The 16,807-nt window shown below is 68.9% G+C and carries 21 protein-coding genes and 1 pseudogene; 12 read left to right on the top strand and 10 right to left on the bottom strand.

What is annotated here, in order from left to right:
• Positions 1-113 precede the first annotated feature (113 nt).
• Positions 114-884: a maleylpyruvate isomerase family mycothiol-dependent enzyme gene (locus ACZ601_RS19150; protein WP_469539311.1), complete on the top strand. Its 771-nt coding sequence runs from the start codon at positions 114-116 to the stop codon at positions 882-884.
• Between the two features lie 96 nt (positions 885-980).
• On the opposite strand, the pseudogene ACZ601_RS19145 reads toward ACZ601_RS19150, so the two are convergent.
• A pseudogene (locus tag ACZ601_RS19145) lies at positions 981-1,106 on the bottom strand (histidine phosphatase family protein); the annotation flags it as partial.
• Positions 1,107-1,137: 31 nt separating this feature from the next.
• A complete protein-coding gene (locus ACZ601_RS19140) occupies positions 1,138-1,596 on the bottom strand; it encodes an ATP-binding protein (protein ID WP_469539308.1) in 459 nt (152 codons plus the stop codon).
• 210 nt (positions 1,597-1,806) lie between these two features.
• Here ACZ601_RS19140 and ACZ601_RS19135 point away from each other — a divergent pair, with 210 nt between their 5' ends.
• The gene (locus ACZ601_RS19135; protein ID WP_469539305.1) at positions 1,807-2,685 is read left to right on the top strand and encodes a helix-turn-helix domain-containing protein; all 879 of its coding nucleotides are present in this window, start codon (positions 1,807-1,809) and stop codon (positions 2,683-2,685) included.
• Between the two features lie 5 nt (positions 2,686-2,690).
• Positions 2,691-2,873 (top strand): DUF397 domain-containing protein, encoded by a 183-nt coding sequence (locus ACZ601_RS19130; RefSeq protein WP_469539302.1) that lies wholly within the window; start codon positions 2,691-2,693, stop codon positions 2,871-2,873.
• Positions 2,874-2,894: 21 nt separating this feature from the next.
• Here ACZ601_RS19130 and ACZ601_RS19125 read toward each other — a convergent pair whose 3' ends face one another.
• Positions 2,895-3,404 carry a hypothetical protein gene (locus ACZ601_RS19125; protein WP_469539300.1) on the bottom strand — a complete coding sequence of 170 codons (510 nt, stop codon included), beginning with the start codon at positions 3,402-3,404 and terminating at the stop codon, positions 2,895-2,897.
• Between the two features lie 284 nt (positions 3,405-3,688).
• Here ACZ601_RS19125 and ACZ601_RS19120 point away from each other — a divergent pair, with 284 nt between their 5' ends.
• From ACZ601_RS19120 to ACZ601_RS19100, 5 genes are all read left to right on the top strand, one after another.
• Complete coding sequence (locus tag ACZ601_RS19120; RefSeq protein WP_469539296.1) at positions 3,689-3,955, top strand: hypothetical protein; 267 nt, start codon at positions 3,689-3,691, stop codon at positions 3,953-3,955.
• The gene (locus tag ACZ601_RS19115; protein ID WP_469539294.1) at positions 3,936-4,454 is read left to right on the top strand and encodes a DUF6879 family protein; all 519 of its coding nucleotides are present in this window, start codon (positions 3,936-3,938) and stop codon (positions 4,452-4,454) included. Before ACZ601_RS19120 ends, ACZ601_RS19115 begins: the two co-directional genes overlap by 20 nt.
• Positions 4,455-4,466: 12 nt before the next feature.
• Positions 4,467-5,315 (top strand): helix-turn-helix domain-containing protein, encoded by an 849-nt coding sequence (locus tag ACZ601_RS19110; RefSeq protein ID WP_469539291.1) that lies wholly within the window; start codon positions 4,467-4,469, stop codon positions 5,313-5,315.
• Between the two features lie 226 nt (positions 5,316-5,541).
• The gene (locus tag ACZ601_RS19105) at positions 5,542-5,997 is read left to right on the top strand and encodes an NUDIX domain-containing protein (RefSeq protein WP_469539288.1); all 456 of its coding nucleotides are present in this window, start codon (positions 5,542-5,544) and stop codon (positions 5,995-5,997) included.
• A 59-nt stretch (positions 5,998-6,056) separates the two neighbouring features.
• Positions 6,057-6,983, top strand: a complete 927-nt coding sequence (locus ACZ601_RS19100) for a hypothetical protein (protein WP_469539285.1) — start codon at positions 6,057-6,059, stop codon at positions 6,981-6,983.
• A 149-nt stretch (positions 6,984-7,132) separates the two neighbouring features.
• Here ACZ601_RS19100 and ACZ601_RS19095 read toward each other — a convergent pair whose 3' ends face one another.
• Positions 7,133-7,567, bottom strand: coding sequence for a nuclear transport factor 2 family protein (locus tag ACZ601_RS19095; protein WP_469539282.1), 435 nt, complete (start codon positions 7,565-7,567; stop codon positions 7,133-7,135).
• Between the two features lie 83 nt (positions 7,568-7,650).
• On the opposite strand from ACZ601_RS19095, the gene ACZ601_RS19090 reads away from it, so the two are divergent.
• Complete coding sequence (locus tag ACZ601_RS19090; RefSeq protein ID WP_363221398.1) at positions 7,651-8,031, top strand: winged helix-turn-helix transcriptional regulator; 381 nt, start codon at positions 7,651-7,653, stop codon at positions 8,029-8,031.
• Positions 8,032-8,229: 198 nt separating this feature from the next.
• Here the strand turns inward: ACZ601_RS19090 and ACZ601_RS19085 are convergent, their stop codons facing one another.
• Both ACZ601_RS19085 and ACZ601_RS19080 read right to left on the bottom strand, forming a co-directional pair.
• Positions 8,230-9,462, bottom strand: coding sequence for a hypothetical protein (locus ACZ601_RS19085; protein ID WP_469539280.1), 1,233 nt, complete (start codon positions 9,460-9,462; stop codon positions 8,230-8,232).
• Positions 9,463-9,795: 333 nt separating this feature from the next.
• On the bottom strand, positions 9,796-10,383 hold the full coding sequence (locus tag ACZ601_RS19080; RefSeq protein WP_469539277.1) for a TetR/AcrR family transcriptional regulator: 588 nt from the start codon (positions 10,381-10,383) through the stop codon (positions 9,796-9,798).
• 111 nt (positions 10,384-10,494) lie between these two features.
• Here ACZ601_RS19080 and ACZ601_RS19075 point away from each other — a divergent pair, with 111 nt between their 5' ends.
• Positions 10,495-11,481, top strand: a complete 987-nt coding sequence (locus ACZ601_RS19075) for an alpha/beta fold hydrolase (RefSeq protein ID WP_469539276.1) — start codon at positions 10,495-10,497, stop codon at positions 11,479-11,481.
• Here ACZ601_RS19075 and ACZ601_RS19070 read toward each other — a convergent pair.
• The 3 genes from ACZ601_RS19070 to ACZ601_RS19060 form a co-directional block, all read right to left on the bottom strand.
• Positions 11,478-11,906 (bottom strand): hypothetical protein, encoded by a 429-nt coding sequence (locus tag ACZ601_RS19070; RefSeq protein ID WP_469539274.1) that lies wholly within the window; start codon positions 11,904-11,906, stop codon positions 11,478-11,480. The two genes, ACZ601_RS19075 and ACZ601_RS19070, sit on opposite strands and share 4 nt — an antisense overlap.
• Positions 11,907-12,547: 641 nt before the next feature.
• Positions 12,548-13,348 (bottom strand): DUF4097 family beta strand repeat-containing protein, encoded by an 801-nt coding sequence (locus ACZ601_RS19065; RefSeq protein WP_469539272.1) that lies wholly within the window; start codon positions 13,346-13,348, stop codon positions 12,548-12,550.
• Positions 13,349-13,442: 94 nt separating this feature from the next.
• Positions 13,443-13,991, bottom strand: a complete 549-nt coding sequence (locus ACZ601_RS19060; RefSeq protein WP_469539270.1) for a DUF1062 domain-containing protein — start codon at positions 13,989-13,991, stop codon at positions 13,443-13,445.
• 297 nt (positions 13,992-14,288) lie between these two features.
• Between ACZ601_RS19060 and ACZ601_RS19055 the strand changes: the two genes are divergently transcribed.
• Together ACZ601_RS19055 and ACZ601_RS19050 are read left to right on the top strand one after the other, a co-directional pair.
• Positions 14,289-14,768 (top strand): nuclear transport factor 2 family protein, encoded by a 480-nt coding sequence (locus tag ACZ601_RS19055; RefSeq protein ID WP_469539269.1) that lies wholly within the window; start codon positions 14,289-14,291, stop codon positions 14,766-14,768.
• A gap of 107 nt (positions 14,769-14,875) precedes the next feature.
• The gene (locus ACZ601_RS19050; RefSeq protein WP_469539267.1) at positions 14,876-16,213 is read left to right on the top strand and encodes a S41 family peptidase; all 1,338 of its coding nucleotides are present in this window, start codon (positions 14,876-14,878) and stop codon (positions 16,211-16,213) included.
• Between the two features lie 31 nt (positions 16,214-16,244).
• On the opposite strand, the gene ACZ601_RS19045 is transcribed toward ACZ601_RS19050, so the two are convergent.
• Positions 16,245-16,679 (bottom strand): VOC family protein, encoded by a 435-nt coding sequence (locus ACZ601_RS19045; protein WP_469539264.1) that lies wholly within the window; start codon positions 16,677-16,679, stop codon positions 16,245-16,247.
• Positions 16,680-16,807: the final 128 nt, after the last annotated feature.

The following is a 16,807-nucleotide window of genomic DNA, read 5'->3' as shown; positions in this document are numbered from 1 at the left end:
GTGTGTGAGGTGGGCCCGTGCGAGGTGTGCGCGGGCCCACTGCCATGTCCGCCCGCCGGGACGGCCGGTAAATCCCCTGTCCGACCACCGGATCACAGTGATACACACTCGGAGTGGAAAAGACCCTGGACTTCTCCGACCTGCTGCGACTGATCGACGAACGGTCAACTGCCTTCGGCGCGGCGGTCGCTGCGGCGACCGACCTCGACGTGCAGGTGCCGACCTGCCCCGAGTGGACGCTGTTCGACCTGGTCCAGCACCTGGGCGAGGGGCGCCGCTCCTGGGCCGCGACCGTCGCCGCCGGGCCCGACGCCGTCGCCAAGGCCGGGTGCGAGGACGCCCCGCCCGCGCCCCGGGAGCGCCGGGCGATGCTGGACTGGCTGGCCGCGTCCACGCGGGAGCTGCTGGTCGCGCTGCGCGAGGCCGGGCCTGACCGCGCCTGCTGGACCTGGTGGGGCGCGTCGCAGTCGCCCTCGACCTGTGGCGCGGTCGCTCGCCACCAACTCCAGCAGATGGCGGTGCACACGTACGACGCACAGCTCACCGTCGGCACCCCGCAGCCGCTGCCGGACGAGGTGGCACTCGACGGAGTCGAGGAGTTCCTGTTCACCTGCAACGCGACCACGAGCCCCTGGCCGCACAAGCCCACCACCATCGACTACCACGCCACGGAGGGCCGCTCCTGGCGCCTCACGGTCGACGGCGACGGCGCCCGCTCCACCCGCATCCCCGGAGAGACCCTCGAACCGGCGGGCCTCTCCGTGTCGGGCAAGGCCGGTGAACTGGTCCTCGCCCTCTACGGCCGCATCGGGCTGGAGTCCTTGGAGGTCAGCGGCGACCTGGACATCTTCGACCAGCTCATCGCCTGGGAACCGGAGGAGTAGGGCGTAGGGCGTCAGGCGTTACGGGACGTTCCACGCGGAGATGACCGGCTGCCCGCCCTCGGTGGCGAGGAAGCCGAGCGTGCCCGGATGCGGGTGACCGAGGAGCCGGGCGGCCGAAGCGTCGAGGCCCGCGTCGGTCAGCGGAACGTCGGTCCGGCCGGCGTGCTGCCCGGACAGGCTCCACTCGGTCTGACCGTGCCTGATCAGGATCAGTTCGCCCATGGCCGTGCACTGTACCGGCCAACGCCGCGCCTCAGTCGCGTACTTCCACGTGCGGCTGCCTGCGCAGGTTGACTTCGGCGAAGACCGTCTTGCCGACGGTGCGCGGCTCGACGCCCCAGCGGTCGGCGAGCCGGTCGACGATGAGCAGGCCGCGCCCGTAGCAGTCGTCGTCCCCCGCCTCGCGCACGGCGGGCAGCCGCTCCCCGCGCGGGTCGCTGACCTCGATACGGAGGGTGGTGGCCGAGAGGATGAGGTGCACGCGGAAGAGCCGACCGCGCACGGAGCCGTGCAGTAGGGCGTTGGTCGCCAACTCGCTGACCAGCAGCGCGACTTCCGCGACGTGGTTGGGATACCCCCACTTGGTCACCAGCCGCACGGCCCGGAGCCGGCAGAGGTGGACGCTGCGCGCCGTGGGCGTGTAGTCGAGCTGGTCCTCCTGGAGGACGGGCTCGGGGGTGGGTGCGGGGGCCTTCTCCTGGGCTGCGGTCATGGACGCGTGCCTCTCGGGGTGGGGGGCGGTGGCGATGCCGGACCTGAGTAGGGCAGGGCGGTGCACTTCCGCCGGGCGGTGCCGCTGTGTGAGCGGCGTGGTGCCGAACGTAGCGAGCCATGAACGGTGGGCGCAAGTGAAACGGAGACACTTGTCCCCAATGAGTGACAGTGGTCGACGCGTCTGTCTCCCAGGCGAGAGACTGTGGCGGTGAATCGAGCAACTCAGCAGGGCAACCGGACGTCAACTGTCCTCGGCCGCAGGCTTGGCAGCGAGCTGCTACGCCTGCGCGACGCCTCTGGAAAGACGCAGCAGCAGGCCGCTCAGGTCATCAGCGCGACCAACTCGAAGATCGTGAAGATGGAGCGGGGATGGGTTCCGATGAGGGACCCGGACGTCCGCACCCTCTGCGAGTTCTATGGCCTCGCGGATGTGAAGCTCATCAACCGTCTTCTGGAGGTGGCTCGCCTCGACAGGGAGCGCCGCAAGGCGAAGGGCTGGTGGAACCAGTACCCGGAGCTGCGCTCGCTGGTTGAGTACGTTGCGCTGGAAGACATCGCGACGGAGATCAGAACCTGGCAAGGGGCCTTCGTACCCGGCCTGCTTCAGACGCCGGACTACGCGAGGGCGCTGGCAGTCGGCAACGCGGACTGGGAGGAACCCGAGGAGATCGAGCGCTTCGTCGAAGCGAAGGTCGCCCGCCAGGTGCGCCTGGCAGACAGCAACCCGCTCGCTCTGTGGGCGATCGTCGCGGAAGGTGCCCTCCGGCAACTGGTGGGCGGTCGCGAGGTAATGCGTACGCAACTGGACCGCCTGGCGGAGGCGGCTGCCGAGCCAAATGTCACGGTGCAGGTTGTCCCCTTCCTCGCAGGCTCGCACCCGGGCATGACCAGCGCTTTTAGCGTGGTGTCATTCGCTGAACCCGGGGCGATGGACGTGGTCTACATGGACACCACGTCGTCTACGCTGTGGCTGGAGAGCGAGACGGATGCCGCGCGTCACAACGTCACGTTCGGTCGTATCGCCAGAAACGGGCTCGCTCCCCGCGATTCCGTCGCTCTGATTGGGCGTATTCGCAAGGAGTTGTAGTCGTCGTGCCACACTTCGAGTTCGTCAAGTCCAGCTACAGCAGCGGGAACGGCGAGTGCGTCGAAGTGGCCCGCAACATCCCCCGTACCGTCGCCGTCCGGGACTCCAAGCAACTGGTCGGCCCCGTCCTCCTCCTCGCCCCCGCCGCGTGGGACGCCTTCCGGGAAAACCTGGGGCGACAGGCGTAGGGCGGCCCCCTCACCGGCCCGCTACCGGCGGCGCCGGTGGTGGGCGATGGTGACGGCGGCGAGGAGCGGCCCCCAGGCGATCAGCGGCAGGTAGAGGATTCCGGCGACGGTGCTGCCGAGGGGAGTCATGTCCGGGTGCGGGAAGGCGAACCAGAACGCGAACTGGGCCAGAAGCAGCGTCAGCAGCCCGGCGCCGACGCCTGCCGCCGCGGTCACCGCACGCGGGTTCGGCCGACGCCCGCCGACCAGGGGAATCCAGCGTGGCAGTACCTCACCCCATGGCCGGACCAGACCGAGCGTGAGCAGGGCGAGCAGCTCTCCGCCCAGGGTGAGCCCGACCACGTACACCGCGCCCCAGCCGGAGAAGCCCATCGCCTCGTACCCGGCCTCGGTGTAGCCGGCGGTGAATCCGGCTGCCAGCAGCAGGCGCCAGATTCCGGACGGCAGCGTGACGAGCGCGGCGACGTGGGCGGCACGGATGGCCCAGCGGGGCGGGTGCGTACTGCGCGCGTCGAGCTGTGTGGTCGTCATGTGCCCTATTCTCTCGGCGCGTTGCCACTGAGGCGTCGCCCCTGAGGACGGGCTACGGAAGCGGCTTCGGAGGGAGACCCGTACGTTCGTCTACCTCGCGAGGAGGAGGGCTGCCCGCCCCCGAGGGTTACTCGGCCCCGCCGCGTGGGACGCCTTCCGGGAGACGCTCGGGCGGCAGCCGTGGGCCGGCCGCGCGGCAGGGGCGGAGGCATCCTTGACGTGGGTCACGCGTGAGGACGACGCTCGTACACTCACGAGCAGCCGACCTGGTACAGGAGAGCCCAATGGCCTTACAGTTTCTGGGAATTTGGCCGAACACCCCCGACGACGGGTCACCCACGATCTGGTTGGACGACGCGACCGGTGACCTGATCATCCAGTCTTGGACTGCCGACGAAGAGACCGTTCGGCAGGCGCAGGAGGTCGGTTCCGTGCCCGGCCACTCGACCGACGTTCCAGATCACGAGAGCATGATCCGTCTGCCCGCCAACATGCTCCAGTTCATTCCGCGTCCGGACAGTGAGGCCAACGGTGGCAACAGCGGTACGTGAAGCACTCGCCAAGGCGCAGCACTCGGCCATGCACCTTGAGATGCGGGACAGCTACATGCGGGACGATCCCGAATTCGTCCGCTGGCAGGAAGGCCACCGACACGACCCGGCGGACCGCGAGTCCTGGTGGCGATCGTGGCTGGACGTGGTGGAGGAGACGACCGGCAGGGGCGTCTCCATGCGACGGCTACGCGTCGTCTCCGAGCCGCTGAGTGACTACGTGCGCTACGAGTACGACGGCACCTTTACGAACGTCGCAGCGGGTGAGGACGTGCGTTGGTTGCCCCGTGCCCGGTCGCACGGGCTGTTGCTCCCCGTGCTGGAGGGTTGGGTGATCGACGCGGAGACCGTGATCCTCCATCACTTCAGCGGTGACGGGCAGTGGGCCGGTGAGCGGATGGAAGCCCGTCACGATCCGGCGTTGGCGGAGCAGTACGCGACGGCGTACGAGGGAGCGTGGGAGAGGGCCGTTCCCCACGCGGAATACCGGCCTGCCTGACGGTCCCGCGCCATGGCTCTTTCTGCGTCATCCAGTGCCCAGCAGGCCCGGCAGGCTCTCGCGGACCGGCTCGCGGAAGTCTGCCGGGATGCCGGACTGTCCGGACTCGACCTTGCCGAGCGCTGCGGGTGGAGCCGTTCCAAGTCGTCCCGCATCATGAACGCCCGTACTCCTCCGTCTGCCGAAGACATCCGGGCATGGTGCCGGGCCTGTGGTGTGGAGGAGCAGGCCGAAGACCTCACGGCCATGCTGCGGACGGCGGAAGGCATGTGGGTGGGCTGGCGCCGCATGGAACGGGGTGGGCTCAGGCAGGCGCAGGAGGCGCGGTTGCCGCTGTACGAGCGCACTCGCCGCTTCCGGGCTTACTCGTCATGGCTCGTACCGGGCATGATCCAGACGCGGGCGTACACCACTGCCGCACTCCAGGCGATCCAGAAGCGGCGCGGCCTCGTGGACGACGTGGCGGACGCGGTGGCTGCGCGCATGGAACGTCAGCGCGTCTTGTACGAGGGTGACCGACGCTTCGCGTTCCTCGTGGAGGAATCGGTGTTGCGAGCCGGGATCGGCGGCGCCGAGGTCATGACCGGTCAGCTGGCTCGCCTGATCGCAGTTGCCTCACTTCCCAATGCGAGCTTGGGAGTTGTCCCCATGAGGCCGGATCGGGAGCGCTGGCCGGCAGAAGGGTTCTGGATTTACGACACAACGCAAGTCAACGTCGAACTGGTCTCCGGTTACCTCACGATCACGCAGCCGAGCGAGGTAGGCATGTACGTCGAGACGTACGCAGAACTGGCAGCACTGGCCGTCTACGGGGCGAACGCTCGTATGTTGATCAACTCGGCCATGGATGAGCTCGGCTAACTGGTGTGCAACCTCGTGCACAAAACTGTGAGTTGGTCGTCTTGCCCGCCTAGCGTGGTCGTCGTCGAGCCACGCGAGGGGGCGGCGATGACCAGGACGCAGACGACGTCTCCCCTGTCCGGGTTCCAACTGCCCTGGACGGGAACGTGGGCGTGACCCGGACCCCGCGCCATAAGTTGAACCGGCATCGCAAGCGTCCAACGTTTGCCCTGCAGAAAAGGTGCGTATGAAGCGAATCATTGCCCGGGTGTGGAAACTAATTCGTGGCCCTCTGCAATGGCGCGTCCTATGGTTCGCGCACGCCAAGTTCATGGTTGGCGTAACGGGTGTGGTGCGGAATGAGGCAGGAGAGATCTTGCTTTTGAAGCATCGCATGTGGCCCGCTGATCGGCCGTGGGGGCTTCCTACTGGCTACGCGATCAAGAGCGAAGAATTCTCGGACACCGTCGTTCGAGAGGTTCGGGAAGAAACCGGACTTGACGTTGTGCCGGGACGACTGGTTCAGGTGACCAGCGGCTACAAGCTCCGCGTGGAAATCGCGTACGAAGCCCTTCATGTGGGTGGAACTCTCAAGCTTGACGGCTTCGAGATTCTGGAGGCGAAATGGTTCAGTCCGGATGCACTCCCGGAGGGAATGCAAGGGAGTCACATTCAGCTCATCAAGTCAGGCACCCCAACCTAGCGGAGCTGGCCCCGAACGAGTCTGTGAGCGGCGCCGGGGCAATGGCCGGACTGGCGGCTATGCGTGCCGACGCGTCGTCGCTCACCGGAAAGCACCCAGCCCACGTCTTCCGGACTCTGTCGGAAATGCTCACCCGGTGGGCGGCTGACGGAATCGACACCACGCCGTTTCATGCCGGCATAGAGAACGTCAAGCGCCGGTACGCCAAGTATGGGCTGGTGAGAACGCTGCCGTTCGATCGGGTGCTGGTCGGCTGTGAATCCTCACGCGCCGGAGCCTTCGGCGGATTCCACCACCCGGACCAGGGATATCGACACCTTCAAATGGTGGCCGTCATCACGATGTACGGGCCGCTGGAACGCCGGAATCCCGAGCGCCCCGCGCTGGCACTTCTCGATCTGCTTCGCGCGTACGCCCACGACTGCCTCCACTACGGATCGCGTCGACGATACGTGGAAGTGGCAGGCATGCCGGTCCGGACTCAGTACGGAATCAATTATCGCCGCACGGGCGGTCAGTCCTACTCGGCAGCCGATCGGCACGGGACACGGCACACCCGGAACATTGGAATTGTCATGGAAGGTGCGTGCGACAAAGAAGCGCGCGCCATCACCCGGCAGGCAGCAGAGCGTTTCGGCGTCACGGAGCCCTCAGACGTTCTCGGCACACTCGCATTCAGGGACGTGACGGGTGCGCTGACCGAAGCGGACACCCGGCGGGTGGTGGAATTGCCGCAAAGCCAGGAACAGACGCTCTACGCGGCGGCACTCAGCGGCTACGAGAGGGGCGTCAATCGTCGGTACGCGCAATTCCTTGAAGAGTTCGCCCCCGGAGAAGGTAGCGCGTGTCACACGCGTCTGCTCGCAGCCATGATCAGCGGCGATGTCAGTGAGCTGGGGGCGTGGTTGGACGAGCGGCACGGCCCTGGAACGTTCACGGGCCTGTTTCGCACTCCTGGGTATTTTGATCCTGGCCTGACCGCGTAGGGCGCCTCTCAGGGCCGCCCGTGAGTACCCGAACAGCTGATCACGCAGGCCGTACTCCTCCTCGCCCCCCGCCGCGTGGGACGCCTTTCAGGGGACCTTGGGGCGGCACGCCGGGTAGCCCGCCCCGGGTTCCGTTGCGCGGCCTGATGTCAGGAGGCGAGCACGGCGGGGTTTCCGTCGCTCCAGATGTTGGTGATCCTGCGGTGTGTGAACCGCCAGCCGTCCGGGGTGCGGCGCAGTCGGTCTTCGTAGCGGCCTCCGCCGAGGAACTTCTCGCCGTCGGGCAGGCCGTGGCGGACGTGCTGGGCTTGGTAGTAGCACGTGTGCTCGGCCTCGTCGCCGTGCACCGCGGCGACATGGTTGCCGTTCAGGTGCTGGGTGGCGTCGGTCCGCTCCAGGCTGGTGCGGATCCTGGCGACGATCGCGTCGGGCCCGTGGAGCCGCTCTCCCGAGCCGCTGTACTCCCAGCGGGCGTCGTCCGTGAACAGTGCGCCCAGCGCCTCCCAGTCCCTGGTGTCCAGGGCTGTCGCGTACGCGATGACGGCGTCCACGATCGCAGCGCGGTCGGTGAGTTCCTGGAGCATTGAGCCGCCTTCCGGGTCGGTGCACGATTTGATACCGAGTACATGATTGGTAACTGTCGGACCGGGCGGAAGAAGGCACTTTCATGTCCCAGAGGCACATCGATGTGACAGCCCTGGCCAGCGAGGCGTGCCCGGTCTCGGAGGTTCTCGATCACGTCTCCGGGAAGTGGAGCATCGGCATCCTGGTGGCGGCTGCGCAGGGCCCGGTCCGGTTCACGGAGCTGGAGCGTTCGATCACCGGGATCAGCAGGCGCATGCTCACGCTCAATCTGCGCAAGCTGGAGCGGGACGGCCTGCTCGTACGCACCGTCCATCCGGTCGTTCCGCCCAAGGTCGAGTACACGCTGACGGAAATGGCCCGGGAGCTCCACACGTCGCTGCTGGAGCTCACCGACTGGGCCAAGCGGCACGGCGGCTCCGTCGCCGCCGCCCAGGCGGCCTACGACCGCGAGCACAACGGCTGACGGTCGCTGTCGCGGTGTGGTCCTTGTGCAGATCCGGGCGGAGATCGCCGGCACGTGATCGTCCGTGTGGGCAGCCTCTGACGGGCGGCGGTCCGTGAGGGGCCCGGGGCGGGTGGCTCGGCGGCATGTGCGGGTGGCCCTGGCGGGCGACGGCGAGTCGTGGCCGGTCACGCGAACGGGCCTACGGTGCGCGGTGGTTCAGACGGGCAGCAGGCCCGGGAACTGCCCGTGCCCCATGTCCGGCGCGGTGACCGCCAGCCAGCCGTGGCCGTGTACGACCGTGTCCAGGACACCCACCATGTCCGGGTCGACCGACAGTTCTCCGCAGGCCTCGCGGACGCCACCGGTTACGGCTTCGGGGTCCTCGTCGTCCTCCTCTTCCAGGTCGCCCTCGGCCGCGTACTGCTGGACCATCAAGCCGTCCTCGGCTGCGAACCAGATGTCCGCGCCGCCGGCGTCGTCCACGTAGAAGAGCTGGGCCCGACCGCACGCGATACTGACGCGCTCCACCGTCTCGATCATGTCGTTCCAGTCGTCGTCGCCGACGAGCTGGGTGAACTGGCCGAACACCAGCCGCCAGCCGTCCAGATCCGGCGTGACGAAGGCTCGGCTGATGCCGCGGTCCGCATCCTTCGGGCTCGGTATCCGTACCGCGTCGGCCATCGCGGCCGCGACACCCGCCTCGATCGTCACCGGACGGGGATGGTGCAGGCCCAGCGCTTCGAAGACGCCTTCGTATGTCGCCCCGGGCACGGCCAGCCACCAGGCACTGAGCTGGGTGTCCGGAACATTGCGGACATTGCCCGGCAGCTTCACTTGCACCAGCCGCTCCACCAGCATGCGGTCGCGATCGCCGAGTGCGTCGAGCCCGCCGCCTTCGACCAGGACACCGAGCGCCCCGCGCCGTACCGGCCGGTCAGCAGCCGGATCTCGGCACAGCTCCCGCAACCGAGGTGCGAAGGAATCCCACATGGCCCGGAGGTAGTCACCGGCCGCACCCTGGAAGTGACCGACCCGGACAACCCTGTTCACCAGCGCCCGCAACCCGGCCTCGGAGTCGACGCGCAGCCTGAGCAGCCCCGCGAAGCCGTAGTCGGAAAGCGAGCGGTCGAGGTCGAGAGCCAGTGCCGCGTACTGCCCGGCGCAACGCTCGTCGAAGACGCGGAGCAGCCGGACCGCGAAGTAGCCGTTCAACTCCCCGCCGCGTGACGCCGCGAGAACGGCGTCGAAGGCCGGCGGTCCGATACGGCTCAGCACACTCGCGTACGCCGCGAGACGCGGGGACGAATAGTCTGCGGACACCCCGGTCAGCAACCGCGGCAGCGCCCGCTCACCCCATGCCGCCAGCCGTTCGACCGCCGGGGCCACGCGCTCCGGGTCGCCGCTGTCCAGATCCCTGATGAGTACGGCGACCCCGAGTTCGGTGTTCACGAAGGGATCCTAACGACTCCGTGCATGGTCGGCGGTTCGCTCCCACCCCACACCTGCCCCCGGCTCGCGACATCAGGATGAGAGGTTCCCAGTGCCCAGCAGGCTCGGCAGGCCCTAGTGCCGCGTCAGTCAAGGTTCGCCCCGTCGCGACGCCCGGCACGCACTCTCGCCGCACCGGCCGAAAGCCCAAGTACATCCAGTACGAGGGCTTCCGGCCGGCAAGCCGAGAGCACACACCGGACGCCGCTCCTTTACGGGCAAACCTTGACTGACGCGGCACTAGCGGACGGTCTCGCTGCTGAAGGGGCTCTTCACGGGTGTCCATCGCACTGCTCAAGGCAGCGGATGTGGTCTCCCGGGGATCCGGGCGGCGGCTGCGGCGACGGTCGCCAGGTCTTCGCCCGAGAAGCCGGCGCGGCTCAGCACCGCCAGGGACTTGTTCGTTGCCAGCGTGCACAACGCCAGCTCTGCTGCCTCCTGCTCATCGGCCCCCGCCGCCAGCAACGCCTGCTCCAGCATCGCCCGCAAACCGTCGATCATGGCGCGGACCATCGCCTGGCCCGTTGCGTCGAGGGCCGGGAACTGTGTTGCCGACACCGTGAGCAGGCAGCCATCCGGGACCGTCGGGTCGGCGATGCGGTTCAGGGTGACCCGCAGGTAGGCGGCCACAGCGGCGCTGGGGCTCCGGTGGAGGCCGGACAGTGCCTGGTCGTACAGCGGGTGGTAGGTCTGCGCGTACAGCTGGAGGCTTTTCTGGAAGAGGGCGCTCTTGTCGCCGAAGGTGCCGTAGAGCGAGCTCCGGCCCAGGCCCGTGCCCTCGGTGAGGCGATCGATCGAGGCCTCTGAATAGCCCCAGCGCCAGAAGACGTGCATCGCACGTCGTAGCGCCTCGTCCACGTCGAATTGCTTGCGGCCTGCCATGGTTCGTCAGCCTACACATCTTGCACCGATCGTTTCAAGATGTGTAGGGTCACCGGCATGACAAGTTGCACTGATCGTTCCATGATGAGTACGGGCGACAGCACGGCACGCTTGAATTCGCTGCAGCTGCCCGACGGGTTCACCGACGTCTTCACCAGCCGGCTCGTGGAGCTGGACGGGCTGCGGCTGCACGCGGTCACCGGCGGGGACGGCCCGCCGGTGCTGCTGGTCGGCGGGTGGCCACAGACCTGGTACGCCTGGCGGGAGGTGATGCCCGCGCTCGCCCACGGGCACACCGTCGTCGCCGTCGACTCGCGCGGGGCCGGGCTCTCGGACAAGCCCGACGACGGTTACGACGCCGGCACGCTGGCCGCCGATCTGGTCGCGCTGATGGCCGCGCTCGGGCACGACCGGTTCGACGTGGTCGGCCACGACATCGGCACGTGGACCGGATACGCCCTCGCTGCCGATCACCCCGAGCGGGTGGGCCGGCTCGCCGTCGTCGAAGCCGTGATCCCCGGTCTCGTGCCGTCCCCGCCGGTCTTCAGCCCCGCCGCGGTCAACCAGAAGCTCTGGCAGTTCGGCTTCAACCGGCTCACCGAGCTCAACGAGGAACTGGTCCGAGGGCGTGAACGGCTCTTCTTCGGCCACCAGTTCGCCACCAAGGCCGCCACCCCGGCCGCGATCCCCGCGTACGCCGTCGACGTCTATGTCGACGCGATCGCCGAGGATCCGCGCGCGCTGCGGGCGAGCTTCGCGTACTACCGGGCGCTGGACGAGACGATCGCGCAGAACGAGCAGCGCAGCAGGACCCGGCTGGCGCTGCCGGTGCTCGCCGTCGGCGGCGCGCTGTGGAGCGGCGCCAACGCCGCCCAGACGATGCGACTGGCGGCCGACGACGTCACCGGGGTGATCCTCGACGACTGCGGCCATTATCCGGCCGAGGAGCAGCCGGTGCGGTTCACCGAGATCCTGGAGGACTTCCTCGGTGGTGGGGCGCCTGCCCGGCGCGATCTGGCGGGCCAGGCGCCCGTCCCAGGAGGGGTTCAGGGTTCGCGACTCATGAACCGTTCTCCGGGACCTTCAGCGGACTTCTAGGACGTGACGGTGTAGTGGCCCGAGCACTTGGAATAGCTGCCCTTCACCACGCAGACCCACATGGTGTACGAGTGCTTCTCCGGCAGGTTGCCCGTCACCTCCTTGTGGTATCCCGCAGTGTGACCACGGGTTGAGGCGACGCGGCCGGTGCTGAGGTGGGCCTCGACTCCGTATCCGTCCGACGAGTCGTCCTCAACGACGAGAGTGTCGCCGAAGGCCTTCCATTCGCCCCATCCGACACCCTTGCTGCTGTTTCCGTCGACGTAGATGCCAATGAATCGTCCGTCAGCGCTGCCGGGGGGAGCCGAGAACGTGAAGTTGGGTGCGGCGCTTGCCGGACCCGCCCCGAACAGCATCGTGGCTCCGGCCAGGAGGGCCGTGGACGTGATCAGCCCGGATATCCTGAGGCGGATTCTTGCCTTCATGTATGTGTGCTTCTTTCCTGTATGGCGGTTTGGGCATACCCGTGGGGAAGACCTCTTGCCCGCCGGGGCAAGAGCCGCGGACCGCCTTCGCTCGTTCGGGGTCCTGTACCCACATGCGGAACGCGGCCGGTGCCGTGATTCTCGACCATGGGACCGCCGCCGTCGAGCGGTTGGGTGCATTGTCCATCTTTCAGCTTGATGTGCTCCCGGCCCCGGTCTCCGGGCGGGCGCCGATGGCCGGTGGATTCCGGTCATATGCTGCAGAGGCGCTGGCGGCAGCGGTCGCGAAGCTCGAACAGGGCTCGTACCGACCGGTGACAGCATCTCGACCACTCTCTCCGGCGGTTGAGCGACACCGATGTGGCCCGACGCGGCGGACATTGCGTCCGTATCGCGCGGCTGGCCTCGGCTCAGCACAACTCGGTCAAGCTCACCGATGGAATGCTCAAGGAGCTGTAGACCACGTGCGTCGGTACAAGTCCGTCTGCGGCGGCGGCAACACGGGCCATCCGTCACCCTCCGCGCCGTGTGACCCGCACCGCGAGCACCGCCATGTCCGTCCCTGTGCGGGATGGCCGCGAGGCCGTGTCTGACAAATAGAGCCAGGCGGTATCTGTCAGACACGGCCTGCGGGACAGCCCTTAACCGCGTCGGGCCTCGGTGTCGCCGTTGACGGTGCGCAGGGTCAGCCGGTGCTTGTGGTCCGAGGCCTCGGACGGGATGTTCGTGGTCGAGCGGCCGTTCACGGTCTGCGCGTCGGTCGCGTACGCGGGGGCGTCGGCCGGCAGTGTCACGCGCACGGAGCCGTTGCGGGTCACGCCGTCGAGCGTGCCGGGCGAGGTGGCGCACCCCAGATCGACGTCGCCGTTGACCGTCTCCGCCTCGACACTGGCCCCCTTGAGGCCGCTCGCGCGGACGGACCCGTTACGCGTCACGAGGTGCTGGCGGGCGCTCTTGGTGCCCGCGTCCTGCACGGTGACGTCGCCGTTGACGGTGCTCAGGCTCAGCCCGCCCCGCACATCGCTCACATCGACGCCGGCGTTGCGCGCCCGCACCGTGAGCGTGACGCCGCTCGGTACGCGTACGAGCGGCATGCCGCCGCAATTCGCCTTCGCCCGGTCGTCGCCCTCGTCGCAGGGCAGGTCGAGGGTGTATGTACCCCCGTGCTCGTCCCCGTCCCCATGGGCGAGGACCGCCTCGTCCACCGTCAGGTGGCCGTCGTCCGTCCCGACGACCCGGACGCCGCCCTGGGTGGTGATGACGAGCCGGCTCCCCTGCGTGAGGGAGGCGGTCCGGAATCCCCCGTCGGACGAGGTGTGCGCCGTCCCGGGCAGCGTCCGGTCCGCGCCGTCGTGCCCGCAGGCCGTCAGCACCAGCAGCGGAACCAGCGCGCACCCGGCCCGGACGGTGCGGCCCTTCGCTTCGTTCCACGATGAGGTCATGGGACGCGTATGCCCCGGGAACGGGGGTTCACCTGGGGTGCGGGAACGCCGGGGGCCGAGCCCGGGAGGACCCGGCCCCCGGCGCCCCGCCGCCTCACCGCTTCAGCAGGAAGCCGAAGTCGCCGGAGACCCGTCCGGCCAGGCGGACCGGTGAGACGAGTTTCCCTTCGGCCAGCAGGCGTTCCGTCTCGGCCCGCGAGAGGCCGAAACCGTCCGCGATCAGGCGCAGCGGACGGACCGGAATCCTGGCCGCGAATCGGACCGATACGTCGATCGCCTCGCGGTCCAGGGCTTCCGGTTCGCCCGTGTCGAGGCGCCAGGCGTCGGTCCAGTCGAGGGCGATGCGGTTACGCCGCCGTAGCGCCGGGTCCTGGAGCAACTCGGCTGCGAGGGCCGGGTCGTTCTCGTGCATCCGGTCCAGCAGTTCGGGCCGGATGGAGCGCACGTGCGCCCGTTCCAGGACCGTGAGCTTCGTGGTCTCCCCGCATGTGGTGCAGAGCGCGAGGAGCCAGGCGTCGAGGAGCTTGTGGTGGGCGTTGACACGGAACTTGCCGTTCGCCCGGAAGCTCCCGGACGCGCACGCGTGGCAGCGGCGCAGGACGAGTGGCAGGCAGGTGGGCATGACGACCCAATGGGTGAGCACAGAGGTACACCGTTCTCAGTCTGAGAAATCCGCAGCAGGAATCAGCACGGCGCACAGGTGCGACGCGCGACAGATCAGCAGTCGGGAGGTCTCAAACGGTGTACAACGGAACGCCCTTGCCTGGACGACGGGGATCGGCAGCACGGTAATCGCGTGCGGGGGCGGCGATCCACTGGTTTTCCGGCCTCGCCGTGGGGCTGCGCTTTACCCGGCAGGTAATCGCGGTGGCGGCCGGTGCGGGCCAGGATGGCGATCACCGCGCCGATCGGGGCGGATCGGCGAACTGGAGGATCAGTCATGGCAGTCAACGCGCCCGCATCCCCGTCCACGACCACCCGCGACGCCGTGGAGGAACTGCTGCGCCGGATCGGCGCGGGGGACCCCGAGCGCATCGCTGAGCTGTACGCGGAGCGCGGTGACTGGAAGCTGGACTGGCCGGAGGCCGAGCACGGCCGGGCCGCCACTCCGTGGATCCGGCACCGCTCCACCCGCGCCGACGCCGCCGCGCACTACCGCGAGCTGGGCGAGCACCACGTGCCCGGTTCCGCCGCCACCGAGATCGAGCGCGTCCTGGTGGACGGCGACGACGCGGTCGTGTTCGGGGAGATCCGGCAGACGGCCCGGTCCACCGGACGGGCCTACCGCGCACGGTTCGCCCTGCACCTCACCTTCGCGGGCGGTCTCGTCACCCGGCACCACGTCTACGAGGACAGCCTCGCGGTGGCACGGGCCTTCGAGGCCGGGGACCCGGGCGCGAAGGCCGAGCGCCAGGACTGAGGGGATATCCCCCCTACCGATCCGCCTGCCTGCCCGATGTCGCCCCGGCGGGCCGTGCGCGATCGTCGGTCCCGTGACGCAGATCGCGTACGGGGAAAGGGGAGACTGTGCGACTTCGGAGTTCCAAGGCCGCGACGGCACTCGTGGCACTGGCCCTCACCGGCGGGGCGATCGTCCCCGCTGCGGCAGCGCAACCGGCGTCCGCCGACGGGACGTGGCGGGTGAGGGGTTACGGCACCGTCCTGCGCATCGCGGACGGTCGGTTGCGGGAGTACCAGACGACCTCGGTGAGCTGCCTGGAGGGCGAGTCCGCGGAGCAGACGGGGCAGGGCACGTTCAGGGCCGGCGACGGGACGGTCCTCACCGTGCGCCCTGACGCCGGGTCGCTGGAGCTGTCCGGTTCGGTGGGGCGCAGGGAACTGCGGCGGATCGGGAAGCTGCCGGAGGCGTGCGAGCGCCCCACCGGCACGGACCCGGTGACGACGTTCGACGTCTTCTGGCAGTCCTTCGAGGAGAACTACCCGTTCTTCGACGCCAAGGGCATCGACTGGCACGCCGTGCGCGAGACGTACCGGCCGAAGGTGCACGCGGACACCACGCGCGACGAACTGTTCGCGCTGTTCAGCGACATGGTGAAGCCGCTGTACGACGCGCATGTGGCCGTCTTCGACGGAGACCGCTACTTCGCGGAGAGCCGGCCGGGGACGGCGGTGCCCGGTCCGGAACTGGACGCCAGGATCAAGAACCACATCGTGGCGCGCGATCTCAAGGGCAAGAAGCCCCGGGAGTTCGCGAACGGCCGGATCAGCTACGCGGATCTGCCGGACGGCCTGGGCTATCTGCGGATCTCCGGATTCGCCGGGTACGACCCCGAGGACCCGTCGTACGCCGCCCAGTTGGCCCAGCTCGACACGGTGCTGGACACCGTCCTCACCACCGGGCGCACGGCGTCGCTCCAGGGGCTGGTCATCGACGTACGGATCAACGGAGGCGGCTCCGACGCGCTCGGCGTGCACATCGCGGAACGCCTCACGGACACCCCGTACGCCGCCTACCGCAAGCGCACCCGGTACACCCGGCCCCGGCCCGTCCCCGTACAGCCCGCGAAGGGGAAGCCCCGGTACACCGGTCCCGTCGCCGTACTGACCTCCGGGACGACGTACAGCGCGGGTGAGACCTTCACCCAGGCGCTCATCGACCGGCCCGGCCGGACGATCAGGATCGGGGAGCCCACCCAGGGCGTCTTCTCGGACACGATGGACCGGGTGCTGCCGAACGGCATGGCGCTGTGGCTGCCGAACGAGGAGTTCCTGACCCGCTCGGGCCGGACCTTCGACGGGGCGGGCATCCCGCCGCACATCCGTACGCCGGTCTTCACCGAGGAGGAGTTCGCGGAGAACCGCGACTCGGCGTTCGACGCGGCGGTGGCGGCACTGCGGCGTTGAGGCTCTCCGCGGCCGGCCGGCCGACGGGCTCTCAGGCGGGCCCGGCCCCCACGCAGAACTCGTTGCCCTCCGGGTCCGCCATCATGATGTGGTGCCCGTCGAACGCCTCCAGGACGGTGCCGCCCGCCCGCACCAGGCGTTCGGACTCCGCGCTGATCCGGGCCCAGCGCTCTTCGGGGGTGCCGTGCCCCGGCACCCGGACGTCCATGTGGAGTCGGTTCTTCGCGGTCTTGGGCTCGGGGACCTTGAGGATGGCCAGGCGGGGGCCGTTGCCGTCGGGATCGCAGAGCCATGCGCCGTCGTCCACGGAGTCGTCCTCCGGCAGGTCGAAGGACGCGTGCCACTCCTCGCGGGTGCGGAAGGGAGCGGGCGGTGGCTCGTCGACGTAACCGAGAGCCGTCCTCCAGAAGGCCGCGAGCAGCTGCGCGTCCGCGGCGTCCAGCGTCAGATCGATGGTGGCTGCCATGGAACGACCGTACTGCGCGCCTCTGACAGTCGACCCGCTCCGAGCCGGCCGCCGATCCTCCCGAAACGGGGGACTAGCCTGGGAGTTCCGGGCAGGCGACGGGTGCCGATACCGCTTCACCAGCTGGA

Source organism: Streptomyces sp. NPDC104307 (assembly GCF_055584045.1).
This window is presented reverse-complemented; position numbering and strand designations above follow the sequence as displayed.